A 17,222-nucleotide genomic window follows, 5' to 3' on the forward strand; every position below is an offset into this window, starting at 1 on the left:
CCTGCTCAATCCAGTCGCTGCAATTCGATATTCCGAAATTCGATCGGATGGCCCTCGCTTTGCAGGGCGATATAGCCCTGCCTTAGCTGCAACGCCCCGCCAGCCGCCGCGATCTGGGGTTTGGCGTCGTCAAAGTCCGGGTCGAGTTCGATACCGGCGTAATGCAGCACCGCCTTGCCATCGATATAATGGGTAACCTCGCCCGATGGCAGCACTTCCAGTTCCGCCTTGGTCCAGCGACCGGCGGGCAAAGGCGCTCCGCTGGCCAATATGCAGTGGCGCGGATCGCGCTTTCCTTCGAAAATAACGGTGGTGCCGGGCGTGCAGACATTGCCGCTCGGCTCTTCCGTCGGACGCGGCGTGCCCAGCAGCTGCATTTCCAGACTGACGGGGAAATCCTGGTCGCGACGAATGGTTTCGGGCGGCTGGGCATGGAACATCAGGCCGCTATTGGTCGCCTGCCACACCTTGATGCCGGGCAGGGATTCCCCGAACAGGCGATATTCGAAGCGGATGCGATAGGCGCCGAGCGGGGTCTTCCAGAAGAGATGGCCGAATTCGCCGTCGAAACGCGGATAGTTGGCATGGGACACGCGGATCGCGCCATCCTGCACGATGAACATGTGGAGCTGGTCTTCGCCCAGCGCGCGACCGGTGATCTTCGGCGTCCAGCCGTCAAGCGTCTTGCCGTCGAAGATGCGTTGCCATTGGGGTTCGGGCGCCGGCGCCGCGCCCATCAGCAGCGCCATGGCAGCGATCGCAAATAGTCTCATCGGTCGCCTGCCTCCCCTCGCATTATCGGCAATAGGGTATTGCGGCATTGCAATCGGTTCGTCCAGCCTCCGCATGACGCTCTTACGTCTTATACAGCGCGTCCAGCCGTTCCGCATAGCGTTTGCGGATCACATGGCGACGGATCTTCATCGACGGGGTCATTTCTTCATTCTCGATGGCGAAAGGCTCGTCGGCCAGAATGAAGCGGCGGACCCGCTCCAGCACCGACAGATCATCATTCACCCGGTCCACCGCCGCGCGCAGCGCCGCCTGATAGGCGGGATTGGCGGCCAGGCTGTCCAGCGCCACGCCCTGCGCGGTCGCCCATTCGCGCGTCCATTCGGCGTCGGGCACCAGCAGCCCGACGAGATAGGGCCGGCGGTCGCCATGCACCATCGCCTGGCCGATCTCGCTCTGGAGCGTCAGCATCCCTTCGACCTTCTGTGGCGAGACATTGTCGCCCTTGTCGTTGACGATCAGATCCTTCTTGCGGTCGGTGATGCGAATGCGCCCCTTCGCGTCGATCTCGCCGATGTCACCGGTATGGAGCCAGCCGTCCTTCAGCGCCTTTTCGGTTTCGGCCGGGTTGCGCCAGTAACCGTGCATGACCAGTTCGCCGCGCACGAGAATTTCACCATCTTCGGCGATCCGCACCTCCACGCCGTCGAGCGGCGGACCGACCGTATCCATGGCGATCCCGGCGGCGGGGCGGTTGCAACTGACCACCGGCCCGGCCTCGGTCTGGCCATAGCCCTGCAACAGAGTCAGCCCCATCGCGTGGAAGAAGAGACCGACATCGGGGTTGAGCGGCGCACCGCCCGACACCAGCGCCTTCATCCGCCCGCCGAAACGTGCGCGGACCTTGGGGATGAGGGTGCGCGAGAGCAGCAACTTCATCGGCGCGTCCAGCATGCTGCCCTTGCCCGCGGCCTCCTTCGCTGCAATGCGGATCGCCTGCGCCAGCAGATAATTGGGGAATTTTCCCTGCTTCTCGATCGACTTGATGATGCGGGCGCGCAGCACTTCGAACAGGCGGGGGACGACGACCATGATCGTCGGCCGGGTTTCCTCGATATTGCTGGCGAGCTTTTCCAACCCTTCCGCATAATGGATCTGTCCGCCCAGCAGCATCGGCAGGAACTGGCCGCCGCTGTGCTCATAAGCATGCGACAGCGGCAGGAAGGACAGGAAGACCTCGTCGTCCCAGCCGAAATCCTCCGCCACCACCTTGCCCGCGCCTTCCACGTTGGAGAGGATCGCACCATGATGCTGCATCACGCCGCGTGGGCTTCCGCCGGTGCCGCTGGTATAGATGATGCAGGCCTGATCGTTGCGGGTCGTCGCGGTCTGCGCGGCGGCGATCGCATCCACATCCGCCGGATGGGCGGCAAGCAATTCGCTCCACAAATGGCAGTCGCAGGTGCCTTGCGCGCCGCGCAGCGGCTCCATGCCGATGATGAAGGCCGCTTGCGATCGGACGACGGCGGGCATCAGCGCCTGCGCCAGCTTGGCGGTCGACACGATGACGGCGCGGGCGCCGCTGTCGGTCAATATATGCTGGTGATCGCGCGTGGTGTTGGTGGTGTAGGTCGGCACGCTGATGCAGCCCGCGGCCATGATGGCAAGGTCTGCGATACAGAATTCGGGCCGGTTTTCGCTGACCAGCATGACCGGATCGCCGTGCTTCAACCCCTGCGCCTTCAGCGCGGCGGCGAGTGATGCGACCTGATGCGCGACCTCGGTCCAGCTTTGGCTGTGCCATTGTCCGCCGCTCTTGCGCCACAGGAAGGGGGCGTCGCCCTTCTCCTGCGCGCGCGTGAAGAACATCGTTACCAGATTGGGGAATTTCTCGATGGCCCTCAAGGCTCGACTCCTGCGGTTTCCGACGCGTCTGATGCGCGCCTGTGCGTTAGACAAGGCTATAATGACGCCTTGCCGTAACGGCCATGTTTTTCCTTTGATTGCGTTTAGAGCGCTTTCCAGGCAGGTGGAATCACCAGCTGACTTGGGAAAACGCGGCAAACCAAAAACTTAGAGCAGCCGATCTCATGCAACCGGATCAGCCGCTCTAATCGAAAAGTCCGTCCTGCCCGCCTGCTGGCGGATTGAGGCCCAGATGTTTCCAGCCCGGCCCGTTGAGGCAGCGGCCCCGCGCCGTGCGGGCGATCAGGCCAAGCTGGATCAGATAGGGTTCGACCACTTCCTCGATCGTGTCCCGTGCTTCGGACAGGCCCGCTGCCAGCGTCTCCACGCCGACCGGCCCGCCGCGATAGATGTCGGCGATCATCATCAAATAACGCCGGTCCATCAGGTCGAGGCCGAGATGATCGACTTCCAGCCGCATGAGCGCGGCATCGGCGACCTTGCGATCGACGCTGGGGGCGCCTGCGACATGGGCGAAGTCGCGCACCCGGCGCAACAGCCGCCCGGCGATGCGCGGCGTCCCGCGCGAGCGGCGCGCGATCTCGATCGCGCCGTCGGGGGTAATGGCCAGGTCGAGCAGCCGCGCCGCGCGGCGCACCACCAGTTCCAGTTCGTCCACCGTATAGAATTGCAGCCGTACCGGAATGCCGAATCGATCGCGCAGCGGCGTGGTCAGCAGCCCCTGTCGCGTCGTCGCACCGACCAGCGTAAAGCGCGGCAGGTCGATCCGCACCGAACGGGCGGATGGCCCTTCGCCGATCATCAGGTCGAGCGCGCGATCCTCCATCGCAGGATAGAGGACTTCCTCCACCGCCGGGTTCAGGCGATGGATTTCGTCCACGAACAGGACGTCGCCCTCATCCAGATTGGTGAGCAGCGCAGCAAGGTCACCCGACTTGGCGATCACCGGGCCGGATGTGGCGCGGAAACCCACGCCCATTTCCTTGGCTACGATCTGCGCCAACGTGGTCTTGCCCAGCCCCGGCGGTCCGAAGAACAGCACATGGTCGAGCGCATCGCCCCGCGACTTGGCGGCCTGAATGAAGATGCGCAAATTCTCGCGCGCGGCCTGCTGGCCCACAAACTCGTCGAGCGACTTGGGGCGCAACGCTGCATCCACATCCTCCGGACGCCGCGCGGGGGTGATAAGGCGGTCGTCAGTCATATTGCCAGATGACCTTGTAACCGTCGCGGCCGAGTTGCTCGATCACCCAGAAACGGTCTTTCAAATAATCCATGAGATCGTCCGGAATAACGCCGGATTGCATGATCGCTACGCTATCAGGCGTATCCAGATAGGCACGAGCCACCAACTGCGTCGGCTTCCCAAAACTGTAGATGAGATGGTTGTAGATTTGCGCAACCTCCTTGCCGTCATCATCGTAAATCAGGTCGCGACGATGCTCTATGTCTGGCGGCGCCAAAGTCACTTCGCCGCCTTCCGCAACGCCAGCCGGACCAGCGCGTCCAGACTCGCGCCGTCGCCCAGATCCTCTTCGGCGGCGGCCACGGCGACGCTGGCCTCATGCGGTTTGAAGCCCAGATTTTGGAGCGCGGACAGGGCGTCGGCGGCGAAGCTGCCGGTCGGCAGCGCCACCACGCCGCCTACGCCGGTCAGGCCGCCAGCCGGCGCGGTGCCGATCTTGTCCTTCAATTCATTGACGATGCGCTGGGCGAGTTTCGGGCCGACGCCGTTAGCCCGCGCGATCATCGCCTTGTCCCCCATCGCCACAGCGCGGTGCAGTTCCAATGGTTCGAGCGCGGAGAGGATCGCCAGCGCGACGCGCGATCCCACGCCTTGGACATGGGTGAGCAGCCGATACCAGTCGCGTTCCTCGGCGCGGGCGAAGCCGACCAGGCGGATCGAGTCGGCCGCGACCAGCATTTCGGTGTGGATCGTCACCGCTTCGCCCACCGGCCCCAATGCCGCGAGCGTGCGCGAGGACGCGCCGACCAGATAGCCGACCCCGCCCACATCGATGATGGCATGGTCGATGCCCGTGCTATCCAGCAGCCCCTTGAGTTTCGCGATCATAGCTTCCGCCCTTTGGTCATGATCTGTTCTTTACAGCCTGCTGCGACGCGCGCCAGCACAAAGCGCGGCACCTTTTCGCCGCTGGCGCGTAGTGCAGGCCAACTTACCGAAAAAAGGATTGCCCATGCTGATGACTGCCCCCTTGCTGTCGCCCAAGGATTTCGAATTTCCCTCGATCATGCTGTCGGGCATCGTCGACCATGGCATGTATCTGCATTTCAAGAACTGCCTGTCCACCGCGCCGCAGTCCGGCCTTGTCATCGTGGAACTCTCCACGCTGGGCGGCGACCCGGAAATTGCCCGTTTGATGGGCGAGGATATCCGTTTCCATTCCGACCTCTATCCCGATCGGCGGCTGGTGTTCATGGGGCGCACGGCGGTCTATTCGGCCGGGGCGACCTTCATGAGCTTCTTCGCGGCGGAGAATCGCTATCTGACGCGCGGTACGCGGCTGATGATCCACGAACGGGTCATCACCAAGAATATCCAGTTGGCCGGGCCGCTGTCTACCTGCATCGCAACGCTGAAGGCGACGCTGAACGAGATCGAATCTTCGATCGCGATCCAGAATGAGGGGTTCGCCAACCTGATTCTGGGATCGCAGGTGACGATGGAGGAATTGCTCCAGAAAGCGCCGGAGAACTGGTATCTGGAGGCGAACGAGGCGCAGAGGCTGGGGCTGATCGCGGGCGTTCTGTAACCGCCCCAAAGACAAGAGCATCGGGGCGCATGTGTCGGGACTGCGCCCCTATAGCGACCCCGTCAGGGCCAGCGCCACGCCGCCCACCACCAGCATCAGGCCGGCGATCTCGCTGCCGCGCATCCGTTCCTTCAGGTAGAAATGGCCGAACGCCATGGTGAAGGCGACCTCGATCTGGCCGACGATCCGCACCAGCGCGACCGGCGCCGTGGCAAACCCTGTGAACCAGCAGGCGCTGCCCATTGCGGACAGCAGGCCGACCTGCCCCGACACGCGCCAACTGGCCAGCACCCGGCGCATCTCGCCCGGCTCGCGCCACACCAGCCACGCGCCCTGCATCAGCGTCTGGACCAGCACCGTCACCACCAGCACCAGCAGCGCGGCCAGGATGCGATCGTCGCCGCCCACGCTCTGGGTCGCGCGGCGAATGCCGATCGCGGTCAGCGCAAAGAGGAATCCCGATGCGATACCCGTCAGCGCCGCCGGCTGCCCCAGCGCACGCAGGAAATCGCCCGGCCCCATCCGCTTGCCGCCGGTCGACAGCAGCATCACCCCCATCACGCCGCACCCGATTCCGGCCCAGGCCAGCGGATGCAGCCGTTCGCCCAGCAGCAGGAACGACAGGATCGCACCCTGCACCGCCTCGGTCTTGGAATAGGCCGTACCGACCACGAAATTCCGATGCCTGAACGCCATGATCAGCAAATTGGTGGCGATGATCTGCGCCAGCCCGCCCGCACCGCAGAAGAGCAGGAAGAGCGGCCCGATGGTCGGCAGCGGAGCGGGAACAAGCAGCCGGTATCCGCCCAGTAACAGCAGCGTGAAGGGGATGCCGTAGAGATAGCGGACGAGGCCCGCGGCATTGATCGACAGGCTGTGGCTGACCCGGCGCTGTATCGCGGTGCGCCACGCCTGCACCGCACCCGCGATCAGCGTCGCGGGCAGCCAGAGGGGGGAGGTAATCATGCCGCCCCTATACAGGGCGGGCCGCCCGCGTCACCCCAGCGACACGATCAGCGTGAAGAAGAGCGAAAGCGACACGCACGCAAAACCATAGAGCAGCGGCAGCCGCAGCAGCGCGCCTGTGCGCGACAGGCTGTAGGCATCCTTCAACTGGCGATACATGTGCCAGGCGGCGAACAGCAACAGCCCCAGTGTCACCAGTCCGCTCGTCACATGCACGGCGGTCAGGATCATCGACAGCGAAAAGAGCAGCGACATGAAGGCGATCGAATAAGTGACGTACATCGCATGGTCGTACATCCTGAACCGACGGCTGAACGGAAACAGCAGCCACAGGAAAGGCAACGATATCAGGATCAGCGACCACGAGAATTTATAGGCATTGGCCTTGAGCTTATAATAGGCGAATTCGGGATTCTCCGCGGCGGCGCTCACCGCCTTGCCCACCGTCCTGGCGATGCCGCCATTCACCCCTTCGCCCACCAGCGAATCTGTCAGGTCGCCCGCCAGCGTCAGCCCTTGGCGATCCGCCTGCGCCTCGGCCAGAGTCTCGGTCAGCGCTTCCCTGCGCGCGGCCGAAACGCCCGGCGCCTTCAGCTTCGCCTTGATCGCGCGGATATGGGCGTCGGCCTGTTCCTGCTCCTTGCGCAGTTCGGCCTGTGCGCCCTTGTCCATCTTCACGCCCTTGACCGCGTCGGTCGTGCCGCTGTGGCCGGTGAGCGAAAAGACCGCGTACATCAGGAGGGCGCTGAACAGGAACAGGGCGAAGGGCGACACGAATTTCGCCCGCTCGCCATGGATATAGCGCCGCGTCAGCTTGCCCGGCCGCAGCGCCAGTTCGGGCAGGGTGGTCCAGACCTTCCCCTCGAAATGCAGCACGCCATGGGCCAGGTCATGCCCGATCGCCGCAAAGCTGCGGTGCACATGCGCCGCCTGCCCGCAGTTCGCGCAATAATGGCCATCGACGGTCGCGCCGCAATTGAGGCAGGCGCCATGGCCTTCCCCTTGTGCTTTTCCATGCCCCGACTCGCCGTGCCCCGGCTCGACCGCCCGCGCCAACATGCCCCCGGTGATCATGTCACCTGCTGCTTCGATTTCCCCTGTCATGGGGAAAGAGGATATCAGCGGTGTATGATGCTTGCCAGTCACCTTGAACATGGTCCGTCTGGACAAGGCGCGCCGTCGCCGTCATGAATAAATCATGCAGGATGATCTTGTCAGACGGGCGGTCGAGGATGGCGATCAGGATGCCATTCGCGCGTTTCTGGCCGATATCTGTAGCCTGACCGACATGGGATTCGCGGCGGTCGCGCGCGTGACGGAGGATCGCTGGATCGCCTGCCAGGTGCTGGACAAGATCGAATTCGGCCTGACGCCGGGCGGTGAACTGGCGGTCGCAACGACCATCTGCAACGAGATACGCGAACATGGCCACGCGGTGGTCTTCGACGACGCCTCTGCCGAACCCGACTGGCGCACCCATCCGATACCGATCCTCTACGGGTTCAAAAGCTACGCCTCCTTTCCGATCTTCCTGTCGAACGGCGATTTCTATGGCACGCTCTGTGCGATCGACCCGGCACGCCGCAGGATCGCGACGCCGCAGGTGATCGCAACGCTGCGCGCCTATGCGGCGCAGATCGCCACCTTGCTGGAAGTGCGTTCGCCTCCTACGGCTTAAGGCGAAATGTTATCAGTCTGCTGGGCCATTGCTTCGACGCGTTCGCCGTGACGGCATGGACCAGGGCCCAGTCGTCACCGCCTCCTATGTGTTGCCCGCCAGCCGCATCGTCCTGTCCGCTGCCGTTGCCGCAGTCTTGCGGCCCATCGTCCAGTTGCTCTCCAGCCGCACCAGCGGATTGGGCGCGCACCAGATTTCGCCGGACTCGCTCAGTCCCGTCACCCAGATCAGATTATGTTCCTGTCCATAGTCGATGACGGCAAAGGCATAGCCTTTCCCCTTGCCCTCGACATGGACGGGCAGGGGCGGGTCGAGTTGAGTGAAGGACATGGGCATCTCCGGCGATTGGGGCGCCGTGGAGAATGCGGCGAAAGTGACAAGGGTTCCTGCCCTTGATCACGATCAGTCACTTTCCAATTCTCCGCGATAAGCGGGGCTTGATCGAACAGGAGGCGTGACTGGCCTTGACGTTGCGCAGCAATGGTGGAGCGGAAAATGCGCAACGTTCGACGATATGCCGCGACACGACATCGAGATTCACCGGCTGCGCTGGTCGTCCTCCCCATCCTGCGATGGGGAGGATGGGAACCTCACGCGCCTTCGAGCAGCTTCTCGCGCTTGATCTTCTCCTGCCACACCAGCGGGGCGAGGCGGTGGACATTCTGGCCTTCGCTGTCGACGGCGACGGTGACGGGCATGTCCTCCACCGTGAATTCGTAGATCGCTTCCATGCCCAGATCCGCAAAGCCCACGACCTTGGATGCCTTGATCGCACGCGACACCAGATAGGCCGCGCCGCCGACCGCCATCAGATAGGCGCTCTTGTGCGTCTTGATGCTCTGGGTCGCGGCCGGACCGCGCTCGGCCTTGCCGACGCAGGCGGCCAGACCCTGTTCCAGCATCATGTCCATGAAGCTGTCCATGCGGGTCGCGGTGGTGGGACCGGCCGGGCCGACCACCTCGTCACGCACCGGATCGACCGGGCCGACATAATAAATGACGCGGCCCTTGAAATCGACCGGCAGGGACTCGCCCTTGGCCAACATGTCCTTGATCCGCTTGTGCGCGGCGTCGCGGCCGGTCAGCATCTTCCCGCTCAGCAGAAGCCGGTCGCCATGCTTCCAGCTCTGCACGACTTCGGGCGTCAGAGTGTCGAGATCGACCTTGATCGCTTCCTTGCTCGGCTTCCAGTCGACCTGCGGCCAGTCGGACAGCTTGGGCGTCTCCAGATAGGCCGGCCCAGACCCGTCCAGCGTGAAATGCGCATGACGGGTCGCGGCGCAATTGGGGATCATCGCCACCGGCTTGCCCGCCGCATGGCAGGGATAGTCGTAGATCTTGACGTCCAATATGGTGGAAAGCCCGCCCAGACCCTGCGCGCCGATACCCAGCGCATTGACCTTGTCGAAAATCTCGATCCGCATCTCTTCGATCTTGTTCTGCGGACCGCGCAGCTTGAGTTCACCCATGTCGATGGGTTCCATCAGGCTTTCCTTGGCCAGCGCCACGGCCTTTTCCGCCGTACCGCCGATGCCGATGCCCAGCATGCCGGGCGGGCACCAGCCCGCGCCCATCTGCGGCACCATCTCCAGCACCCAGTCGACGATCGAATCGCTGGGGTTCATCATCTTGAACTTGGTCTTGTTCTCCGACCCGCCGCCCTTGGCCGCGACGTCGATGATCACCTTGTTACCCGGCACCATTGCCACGTTCAGCACGCAGGGCGTGTTGTCCTTGGTATTCTGGCGACTGAAGGCAGGATCTTTCAGGATCGACGCGCGCAGGCGATTTTCGGGGTTCAGATACGCCTTGCGCACGCCCTCGTCGATTACCTCCTGCATGGAGCGGCTGTTATCGTCCAGCCGGCAGTCCATGCCCCACTTCACGAACACATTGACGATGCCGGTGTCTTGGCAGATCGGGCGATGGCCTTCAGCGCACATGCGGCTGTTGGTCAGGATCTGGGCGATGGCGTCCTTGGCCGCCGGATTGGCTTCCGCCTCATAGGCGGTGCCCAAAGCCCGGATGTAATCCATCGGATGATAATAGCTGATATATTGGAGCGCGTCGGCGACGCTCTCGATGAGGTCGGCGGTTTTGATGAGCGTCATCTACCCTGGTCCCTATCTCTGGCGGCCCGCCTCTGCACGGCGGTGTCCTGCAAGAGGCAGCGGCTAGTAGGGAATCGGCGCCAAGTCCAGTGACACGCATTCGCAACGCCTTGCTGCGACCCAATTTTGGGCCAGCCCAAATCCCATTGTTACGGTTTTGCGTGGCAAGTCTATTTTCGTCGCATTTCCATAAAAATGCACTTGACCACGGAAACCCGCCGAGCCGCTCTGCGCCCCCTTTTTTTTAGCGGCCTCACCTGACTTATAACTATTGACGGGAACCGGCATACAACCCACTATCTGGTATCGCGACGCAGTGAGGAGCCCCAACGGGTTGTGCAATTGCCGCGATGCAGCAAGCCAATTACGCGCCGATTTATGCGGAATTTTCTGATGACGGACCTTCTTTTGGGCGGGTTGGGAAAGGGAAGCTGGCGTTGCTGAATATGTATATTCGGGGGCTCGCATGGATTTTAGAGATAGTGGACAAGGTGGCGATGTGGCGACTGTAATGGACGATCTGTTGGACGAGACGAAGGCGGCGGTGACGGTGGAAGCCGTGCTGGCCAAGGTCGAAGCCCCCAAGGCTGAGCCTGTGACCTCCTCGACCGTTCTGGCGCGCCGTTTCCCGGTGGTGACCGATTCGTCGCGCGATGCGCTGCTGACCGAATTCGGCAAGGATACGCTGAACGACCGCTATCTGTTGCCCGGCGAATCCTATCAGGATCTCTTCGCCCGCGTCGCGGCGGCCTATTCGGACGATGCCGCCCACGCCCAGCGCGTCTATGACTATATTTCGCGCCTCTGGTTCATGCCGGCGACCCCGGTCCTGTCCAACGGCGGCACCGGCCGCGGCCTGCCTATTTCCTGCTATCTCAACAGTGTTGACGACAGCCTGGAAGGCATCGTCAACACCTGGAACGAGAATGTCTGGCTCGCCTCGCGCGGCGGCGGCATCGGCACCTATTGGGGCAATGTGCGCGGCATCGGCGAGCCGGTGGGCCTTAACGGCAAGACCAGCGGCATCATCCCCTTCGTCCGGGTGATGGATTCGCTGACTCTCGCGATCAGCCAAGGCAGCCTGCGCCGTGGCTCGGCCGCCTGCTATCTCGACGTCTCGCACCCGGAGATCGAGGAGTTTCTGGAGATTCGCAAGACGTCCGGCGATTTCAACCGCAAGGCGTTGAACCTCCACCACGGCGTCCTGCTGACCGACGAATTCATGGAAGCGGTGCGCGACGGCAGCGACTTCCATCTGCGCAGCCCCAAGGATCAGTCGATCCGTGGCACGGTCAACGCGCGCGCCCTGTTCCAGAAGCTGGTCGAAGTGCGCCTGGCGACCGGCGAACCCTATATCGTGTTCAACGACACGGTGAACCGCATGATGCCCAAACATCATCGCGAGTTGGGGCTGAAGGTATCGACCTCCAACCTCTGCTCGGAAATCACGCTGCCGACCGGTCGCGACCATCTGGGCAATGATCGCACCGCGGTCTGCTGCCTGTCGTCGATGAACCTGGAAACCTGGGACGAGTGGAAGGATCATCCGACCTTCGCCGAAGACATCATGCGCTTCCTCGACAATGTGTTGCAGGACTATATCGACCGCGCCCCGCCCGAAATGGCGCGCGCCAAATATAGCGCGATGCGCGAACGCTCGGTGGGCCTGGGCGTCATGGGCTTCCACAGCTTCTTGCAGGCGCGCAACATCCCGTTCGAAGGCGCGATGGCCAAGTCGTGGAACCTGCGCATCTTCAAGCATATCAACGCCAAGGTGAACGAAGCGTCGATGATGCTGGCGCAGGAACGCGGCCCGTGCCCCGACGCCGCCGACCAGGGCGTGATGGAGCGTTTTTCGTGCAAGATGGCGATTGCGCCGACCGCGTCGATCAGCATCATCTGCGGCGGCACGTCGGCCTGCATCGAACCGATCCCGGCGAACATCTACACGCACAAGACGCTGTCGGGCAGCTTCTCGATCAAGAATCCCTATCTGGAAAAGCTGCTCGTCGCCAAGGCGAAGGACAGCAGCGCGGTATGGAATTCGATTCTGGAAAAGGGCGGCTCGGTCCAGCATCTCGACTTCCTGACCCCGGAAGAAAAGGACACGTTCAAGACCAGCTTCGAAATCGACCAGCGCTGGCTGCTCGAACTGGCCGCCGACCGCACGCCCTATATCGACCAGGCGCAGTCGCTGAACCTGTTCATCCCGGCCGACGTGGAAAAATGGGATCTGCTCATGCTCCACTTCCGCGCGTGGGAACTGGGTATCAAGTCGCTCTACTATCTGCGCTCGAAAAGCGTGCAGCGCGCGGGCTTCGCCGGCGGGGTGGAGGCCGACAACACGATCGACGCCCCCAAGTTCGAGATCGGCGAGACTACCGACTATGACGAGTGTCTTGCCTGCCAGTGAGGCATTGGAGCCGGGCGCGACGGTCTATGCCGCCGCGCCCGCGCGCTCACTCTTCTTCTTCGAACGTGACTGCAACATCGGCATTGGCGCTCAGGCGCACCGTGCCGTCATCCTCGACCGCCGCGATCAGGCCCTGGCTGATATAATGATGATGCCCCTTATGGCTGCCTTCCCCGCTGTCCTTCTTGGTCAGCTTGATACGCCAATTTCCCTCGGCACCGTCCATATGGTCGACGGTGCCGACATGCACGCCATCGGCGCCGATCACTTCGGCATGTTCTTTAATGCTGGTCAGGTCGACCATGATATTTCTCCTGTGCGGGGGGTAGCGAGCGTTGAACGCACCGCGGCGGAGATGGTCGCATGACCAACGGGGGCATCTTTTTGGCGATTGTCGCGGTCATTGCCTTGGGGGTGTTCGTAAACGGTCTGCGTTTTGCTCGCATGACCGCAAACCCCTTCGTCGGCCGTAAGCTGTTTGGAATGCCGATAGAGGGTTCAGGGTTGCCGATAGGTCGGCTCAACCTGATCGGCAAAATTCAGATGATTTTCGCACCGCTATTTTTCGTTTTTGCCTGCGCTCTGACTTTCGGATTTCTCGGCCCTGTTGAGGGCATCGAAACAATCAAATTACATTAAGGACGAACTCCCATGCCTCTTCTTCAAGCCTCCAAGGTCTATAAGCCCTTCGAATATCCCTGGGCCTATGAATATTGGAAGCGCCAGCAGCAGCTCCACTGGCTGCCCGAAGAAGTGCCTTTGGGCGAGGATTGCCGCGACTGGGCGCAGAAGCTGTCCGATCATGAGCGCAACCTGCTGACTCAAATCTTCCGCTTCTTTACCCAGGCTGACGTGGAAGTGCAGGATTGCTACCACGAAAAATACGGTCGCGTGTTCAAGCCGACCGAGGTCAAGATGATGCTGACCGCGTTCAGCAACATGGAAACCGTTCACATCGCCGCCTACTCGCATCTGCTCGACACGATCGGCATGCCCGAAAGCGAATATAGCGCCTTCATGCAGTATAAGGAGATGAAGGACAAACACGACTATCTGCAACAGTTCGGCGTCGACAGCGACGAGGATATCGCCCGCACGCTCGCCATGTTCGGCGGCTTTACCGAAGGCTTGCAGCTCTTTGCGTCGTTCGCGATGCTGATGAACTTCCCGCGCTTCAACAAGATGAAGGGCATGGGCCAGATCGTCACCTGGTCGATCCGCGACGAAACGCTGCATTGCGAGGGCATCATCAAGCTGTTCCACGCCTTCTGCGCGGAACGCAACTGCCTGACCCCGGCGGTCAAGGACGACATCATGGACATGTGCCAGAAGACCGTCCGTATCGAGGACGCCTTTGTCGATCTCGTCTTCGAAATGGGACCGGTGCCGGGCATGACGCCCAAGGACATCAAGAAATATGTCCGCTACATCGCCGACTGGCGTCTGGGCCAGTTGGGCCTGAAGCCGATCTACATGATCGACGAGCATCCGCTCCCCTGGCTCGCGCCGCTGCTGAACGGCGTCGAACACGCCAATTTCTTCGAAACCCGCGCGACCGAATATTCCAAGGGCGCGACCCGCGGTCAGTGGAACGACGTCTGGGACGCCTTCGACCGCCGCCAGAAGATCAAGGGCGGGGAAGCCGCGAACGTGGACGCCGATCCCGACATGTTCAAGGCAGCAGGCATCGCGGCGGAGTGATGTTCTCTATTTGTTCTTAATAAAAAAATCTCCATATGTTCTTCTTCGTTGTGAGGAGGGGCATATGGAGAGCTATTATGTGAACGATAATGCCCAATAGAATGGCGACCATGAAGTGCATGAGTCGTCTTGTCGCTATTTGCCCGCTAACAAAACTTATTTAGCGGATCATGCTCCTTGCGCTCCTGCTGTGGTAAAGGCGAAAACCATTTAAGCGCAGTCCAATGGCTGTGCTACTTGTTCTCCTGGCTGCCACACGTCGTAGATAGTGTTGCACCATCCCCGTCATCTTTCGTATCGATGGTTGCAGGTTCCACGTCTTTGCCAACGAAGGCAGCCCGTGCGAACCAGTGCATATCCATGTTGCGCAACCCGACGCCGACACCAAGTTCTGGCTATATACTGAGGTCGAACTGGCCTATAATCGCGGCTTCGATGCGCGCAGGATAAGGCGGTTCCGGGATATCGTGGAAGCGCGGCGTAACGAGATCGAGGACGCTTGGAATGACTTCTTCGCCTAGAGCATCGTGCGGAAAAGTGGGAACCGGTTTTTCGCTTAAAACGACGCGAAAACAAAAAACTGGAGCGCGCGACCTGCATCGGATTTAACGCAGCACGCTCTAGACCGATGAATGTCCGCTTCGATGAGGCGCAGATGTGGGTGGATCTGGAAGATGGCCGGACGCTGGGCATTCCCCTTGTCTGGTTTCCACGGCTCTTGCACGCCACATCGGATCAGCGCGCCGATTTTTTCCTCAGCCCCAGTGGCCTCCATTGGGACGAGATAGACGAGGATATTTCCGTCGCCGGCCTGTTGGCCGGTCGCGGTGACCAGACCCGGTCGCGCAAGGCAGCCGCCTGATCTTAGTTGAGTCCATAACGGCCCAAACTCTCGCCAAGATGGCGGAAATCGCACTATGATAGGCCCGCTGGCTGACGCGCTCTCCATCACCCGTCGTCGGCGCTACGCATTCGGGCCAGGGTGAGGCTTCCTTAACCGAGTGACCCTATCTTCCCATCCCATGTTCTTCGGTGTCCGCCTTCGCTCGCTATTCACCAGTCGCTGGTTTGCGTTGCTTTGGGCCGTGCTGGTGATCCTGACCGCAATCCAGTTCGTCGGCTCCGGCCCCGACAAGGACGATCAGGCGCAGGGCGACAATGCCATTGCGGCCGACGGCCTGACCAACGAACAGCGTCAGGCGATCGCCAACGCCTTCTGATCCGATCATGCTCCATGGGGCCCCGGGTTCGCGCCGCTTTTGCCCTTCGATCCGCCAATTTGCCTCGTCCATGCCGGCCCACTGGATTACGGCAGGTGCCTGCGAGAGTGCGACTCGGGACAGGACGAAGCAGCCGCGCGTGTCTTTCCGTCGCCCTCGGACGGAAAAACAGCACCCAAGATCGCGTGCCGTCCTGCCCTCCTGTCCTATCGCGCAACCCCATGCTATCGTCGGTCCTCACACGGCCATGCTTTTGCTGCCGCGAAACAATATATCCGCAATAGGACATGAAATGTCGAAACCAGCGGGAAATGTGCGAAGTTAAGCGCCGCACCTCCTGATTGCACCGCCGCCGTCACAGCCTGTCCCCTCCCTGAACGGCGCGCTTTTGTTCCGTTCATGCAACATCTTGCAGGATCGCGGGTTCTACCGCCACGATCATCCAGGGAAGGAGTCTCATCCCATGTCATTCTCATTCAAGCAGGCGATTGCCGCCTTGTCGCTCGGCGCGATGACGCTGACAGGCATCGCCGCCACGCCCGCCTTCGCCCAACCGGGCCGTGACCATCGCGAGCATCGCCAGGATCGGCGGGAGGATCGCCGCGAAGTGCGTCAGGACCGCCGTGAAGTCCGGCGCGACATCCGCCAGGACCGCCGCGAAGTGCGTCGTGACATTCGCCAGGATCGCCGCGCAGACCGGCGGGATGATCGGCGCGACTGGCGTCAGGATCGTCGCGCGGACAATCGCCGCAACGACTATCGCCGCCCCGGCCGCCCGGTCTACAGCTATGACTGGAACCGACCCGACCCGCGCTATGGGCGCGGTTATCAGGCCAATCGTTATTATCGCACCGGCTATGCCCCGATCCGCGTCGATCGCCGCACCCGCATCTATCGCGGCAATGACAATCGTTATTATTGCCGCCGTTCGGACGGCACGACCGGCCTGATCGTCGGCGCGGCGCTGGGCGGCCTGCTTGGCAACCAGATCGCGCAGGGGCAATCCAATCTGCTGGGCACGCTGATCGGCGGCGGCGCCGGCGCTCTGCTGGGTCGCGAAATCGACCGTGGCGGGGTCAGTTGCCGCTAACTAGCACCAGGGATGGCGGCTGCCGTCCCAGCGTCGGGCCAGTCCTTCGGCAACCAGTTGTTCGCCGATCGACTGGCCTCCGCGCATCACCACCCTGAGCGCGCGGCCATAGCGATCGGTCGCGCGGCCCCCGACCTCCAGCGAGAAGGGGCCATCATTCATCAGCGCCTGCAAGCGCTGCGTCGCCTGCGCACCCAACGCACCCTCGGCCGCGCAGCGCGGCCCGTGGGTTTCGGGCGTATCGATGTCGGAAATCCGATATTTCTCGCCCTGAAACCAGAATGTGTCGCCATCGACCACGCAATTGGTCCCGCCGCCGCTGTGGCAAGATGCGAAATCGGCGGACAGGTTGTCAGTCGCGACCGGGGCGGGCTCGCTGCGGGGGATCATTGCCGGCCGATCGAGCCGGGCCATCCAGCCCGGCCCATACCAGCCCAGCAACAGCCCCAGGCATAATATATAGACCAGCGCCGGCCCGCTCAATCCACCACGGCGCCGGGGGGCAGGGCGCAATCGCGCGGCGCCGGCCCGCTGCGCCTCCGCGATCCAGGCCTTCTGCACCATGTCCTTGTTCGACGGCCGCTGCCGTCCTGTCCCAAATCTCGCCATCC

General features: G+C 62.2%; 20 protein-coding genes. 9 read left to right on the forward strand and 11 right to left on the reverse strand.

From position 1 onward, the window contains the following. Window positions 1-5: 5 nt before the first annotated feature. The 5 genes from ASE85_RS16315 to ruvA form a co-directional block, all read right to left on the reverse strand. On the reverse strand, window positions 6-773 hold the full coding sequence (locus tag ASE85_RS16315; protein WP_056690692.1) for a 3-keto-disaccharide hydrolase: 768 nt from the start codon (window positions 771-773) through the stop codon (window positions 6-8). An 82-nt stretch (window positions 774-855) separates the two neighbouring features. Next, window positions 856-2,601 (reverse strand): AMP-dependent synthetase/ligase, encoded by a 1,746-nt coding sequence (locus ASE85_RS16320; RefSeq protein ID WP_056690695.1) that lies wholly within the window; start codon window positions 2,599-2,601, stop codon window positions 856-858. A gap of 241 nt (window positions 2,602-2,842) precedes the next feature. Beyond that, the gene (gene ruvB / locus ASE85_RS16325) at window positions 2,843-3,862 is read right to left on the reverse strand and encodes a Holliday junction branch migration DNA helicase RuvB (RefSeq protein WP_056690697.1); all 1,020 of its coding nucleotides are present in this window, start codon (window positions 3,860-3,862) and stop codon (window positions 2,843-2,845) included. After that, complete coding sequence (locus ASE85_RS16330) at window positions 3,855-4,127, reverse strand: hypothetical protein (protein WP_156358388.1); 273 nt, start codon at window positions 4,125-4,127, stop codon at window positions 3,855-3,857. The genes ruvB and ASE85_RS16330 overlap by 8 nt, the downstream gene beginning before the upstream one ends. After that, entirely contained in the window at window positions 4,124-4,732 is a 609-nt protein-coding gene (gene ruvA, locus ASE85_RS16335; RefSeq protein ID WP_056690705.1) for a Holliday junction branch migration protein RuvA, read from the reverse strand. Before ruvA ends, ASE85_RS16330 begins: the two co-directional genes overlap by 4 nt. A gap of 124 nt (window positions 4,733-4,856) precedes the next feature. On the opposite strand from ruvA, the gene ASE85_RS16340 reads away from it, so the two are divergent. After that, a complete protein-coding gene (locus ASE85_RS16340) occupies window positions 4,857-5,432 on the forward strand; it encodes a hypothetical protein (protein ID WP_056690708.1) in 576 nt (191 codons plus the stop codon). Between the two features lie 48 nt (window positions 5,433-5,480). On the opposite strand, the gene ASE85_RS16345 is transcribed toward ASE85_RS16340, so the two are convergent. Both ASE85_RS16345 and ASE85_RS16350 read right to left on the reverse strand, forming a co-directional pair. Then, entirely contained in the window at window positions 5,481-6,398 is a 918-nt protein-coding gene (locus tag ASE85_RS16345) for a DMT family transporter (protein ID WP_056690710.1), read from the reverse strand. 30 nt (window positions 6,399-6,428) lie between these two features. Beyond that, window positions 6,429-7,502, reverse strand: a complete 1,074-nt coding sequence (locus ASE85_RS16350) for a DUF3667 domain-containing protein (RefSeq protein ID WP_056691276.1) — start codon at window positions 7,500-7,502, stop codon at window positions 6,429-6,431. A 94-nt stretch (window positions 7,503-7,596) separates the two neighbouring features. On the opposite strand from ASE85_RS16350, the gene ASE85_RS16355 reads away from it, so the two are divergent. Then, window positions 7,597-8,076 (forward strand): GAF domain-containing protein, encoded by a 480-nt coding sequence (locus ASE85_RS16355; protein WP_056690713.1) that lies wholly within the window; start codon window positions 7,597-7,599, stop codon window positions 8,074-8,076. 84 nt (window positions 8,077-8,160) lie between these two features. On the opposite strand, the gene ASE85_RS16360 is transcribed toward ASE85_RS16355, so the two are convergent. After that, complete coding sequence (locus tag ASE85_RS16360; RefSeq protein WP_056691278.1) at window positions 8,161-8,406, reverse strand: hypothetical protein; 246 nt, start codon at window positions 8,404-8,406, stop codon at window positions 8,161-8,163. Between the two features lie 260 nt (window positions 8,407-8,666). Beyond that, complete coding sequence (locus ASE85_RS16365; protein WP_056690716.1) at window positions 8,667-10,187, reverse strand: fumarate hydratase; 1,521 nt, start codon at window positions 10,185-10,187, stop codon at window positions 8,667-8,669. Window positions 10,188-10,698: 511 nt separating this feature from the next. Between ASE85_RS16365 and ASE85_RS16370 the strand changes: the two genes are divergently transcribed. Then, window positions 10,699-12,600, forward strand: coding sequence for a ribonucleoside-diphosphate reductase subunit alpha (locus tag ASE85_RS16370; protein WP_056690718.1), 1,902 nt, complete (start codon window positions 10,699-10,701; stop codon window positions 12,598-12,600). A gap of 46 nt (window positions 12,601-12,646) precedes the next feature. Here the strand turns inward: ASE85_RS16370 and ASE85_RS16375 are convergent, their stop codons facing one another. Then, the gene (locus ASE85_RS16375; protein ID WP_056690721.1) at window positions 12,647-12,904 is read right to left on the reverse strand and encodes a DUF2171 domain-containing protein; all 258 of its coding nucleotides are present in this window, start codon (window positions 12,902-12,904) and stop codon (window positions 12,647-12,649) included. A gap of 59 nt (window positions 12,905-12,963) precedes the next feature. On the opposite strand from ASE85_RS16375, the gene ASE85_RS16380 reads away from it, so the two are divergent. From ASE85_RS16380 to ASE85_RS16405, 6 genes are all read left to right on the forward strand, one after another. After that, entirely contained in the window at window positions 12,964-13,239 is a 276-nt protein-coding gene (locus tag ASE85_RS16380; protein ID WP_056690723.1) for a hypothetical protein, read from the forward strand. Between the two features lie 12 nt (window positions 13,240-13,251). Next, window positions 13,252-14,301, forward strand: a complete 1,050-nt coding sequence (locus ASE85_RS16385; protein ID WP_056690725.1) for a ribonucleotide-diphosphate reductase subunit beta — start codon at window positions 13,252-13,254, stop codon at window positions 14,299-14,301. Window positions 14,302-14,597: 296 nt separating this feature from the next. After that, complete coding sequence (locus ASE85_RS16390) at window positions 14,598-14,822, forward strand: DUF4160 domain-containing protein (RefSeq protein ID WP_268795139.1); 225 nt, start codon at window positions 14,598-14,600, stop codon at window positions 14,820-14,822. Window positions 14,823-14,929: 107 nt separating this feature from the next. Continuing rightward, on the forward strand, window positions 14,930-15,163 hold the full coding sequence (locus tag ASE85_RS16395; RefSeq protein WP_056690733.1) for a DUF2442 domain-containing protein: 234 nt from the start codon (window positions 14,930-14,932) through the stop codon (window positions 15,161-15,163). Between the two features lie 139 nt (window positions 15,164-15,302). Beyond that, window positions 15,303-15,521, forward strand: a complete 219-nt coding sequence (locus ASE85_RS16400) for a hypothetical protein (RefSeq protein WP_235523583.1) — start codon at window positions 15,303-15,305, stop codon at window positions 15,519-15,521. A 463-nt stretch (window positions 15,522-15,984) separates the two neighbouring features. Beyond that, entirely contained in the window at window positions 15,985-16,611 is a 627-nt protein-coding gene (locus tag ASE85_RS16405; protein WP_056690738.1) for a glycine zipper 2TM domain-containing protein, read from the forward strand. On the opposite strand, the gene ASE85_RS23155 is transcribed toward ASE85_RS16405, so the two are convergent. Then, complete coding sequence (locus tag ASE85_RS23155; RefSeq protein WP_082462865.1) at window positions 16,612-17,220, reverse strand: thermonuclease family protein; 609 nt, start codon at window positions 17,218-17,220, stop codon at window positions 16,612-16,614. Between the last annotated feature and the right edge of the window lie 2 nt (window positions 17,221-17,222).

The organism is Sphingobium sp. Leaf26 (assembly GCF_001421665.1).
GTDB lineage: Bacteria > Pseudomonadota > Alphaproteobacteria > Sphingomonadales > Sphingomonadaceae > Sphingobium.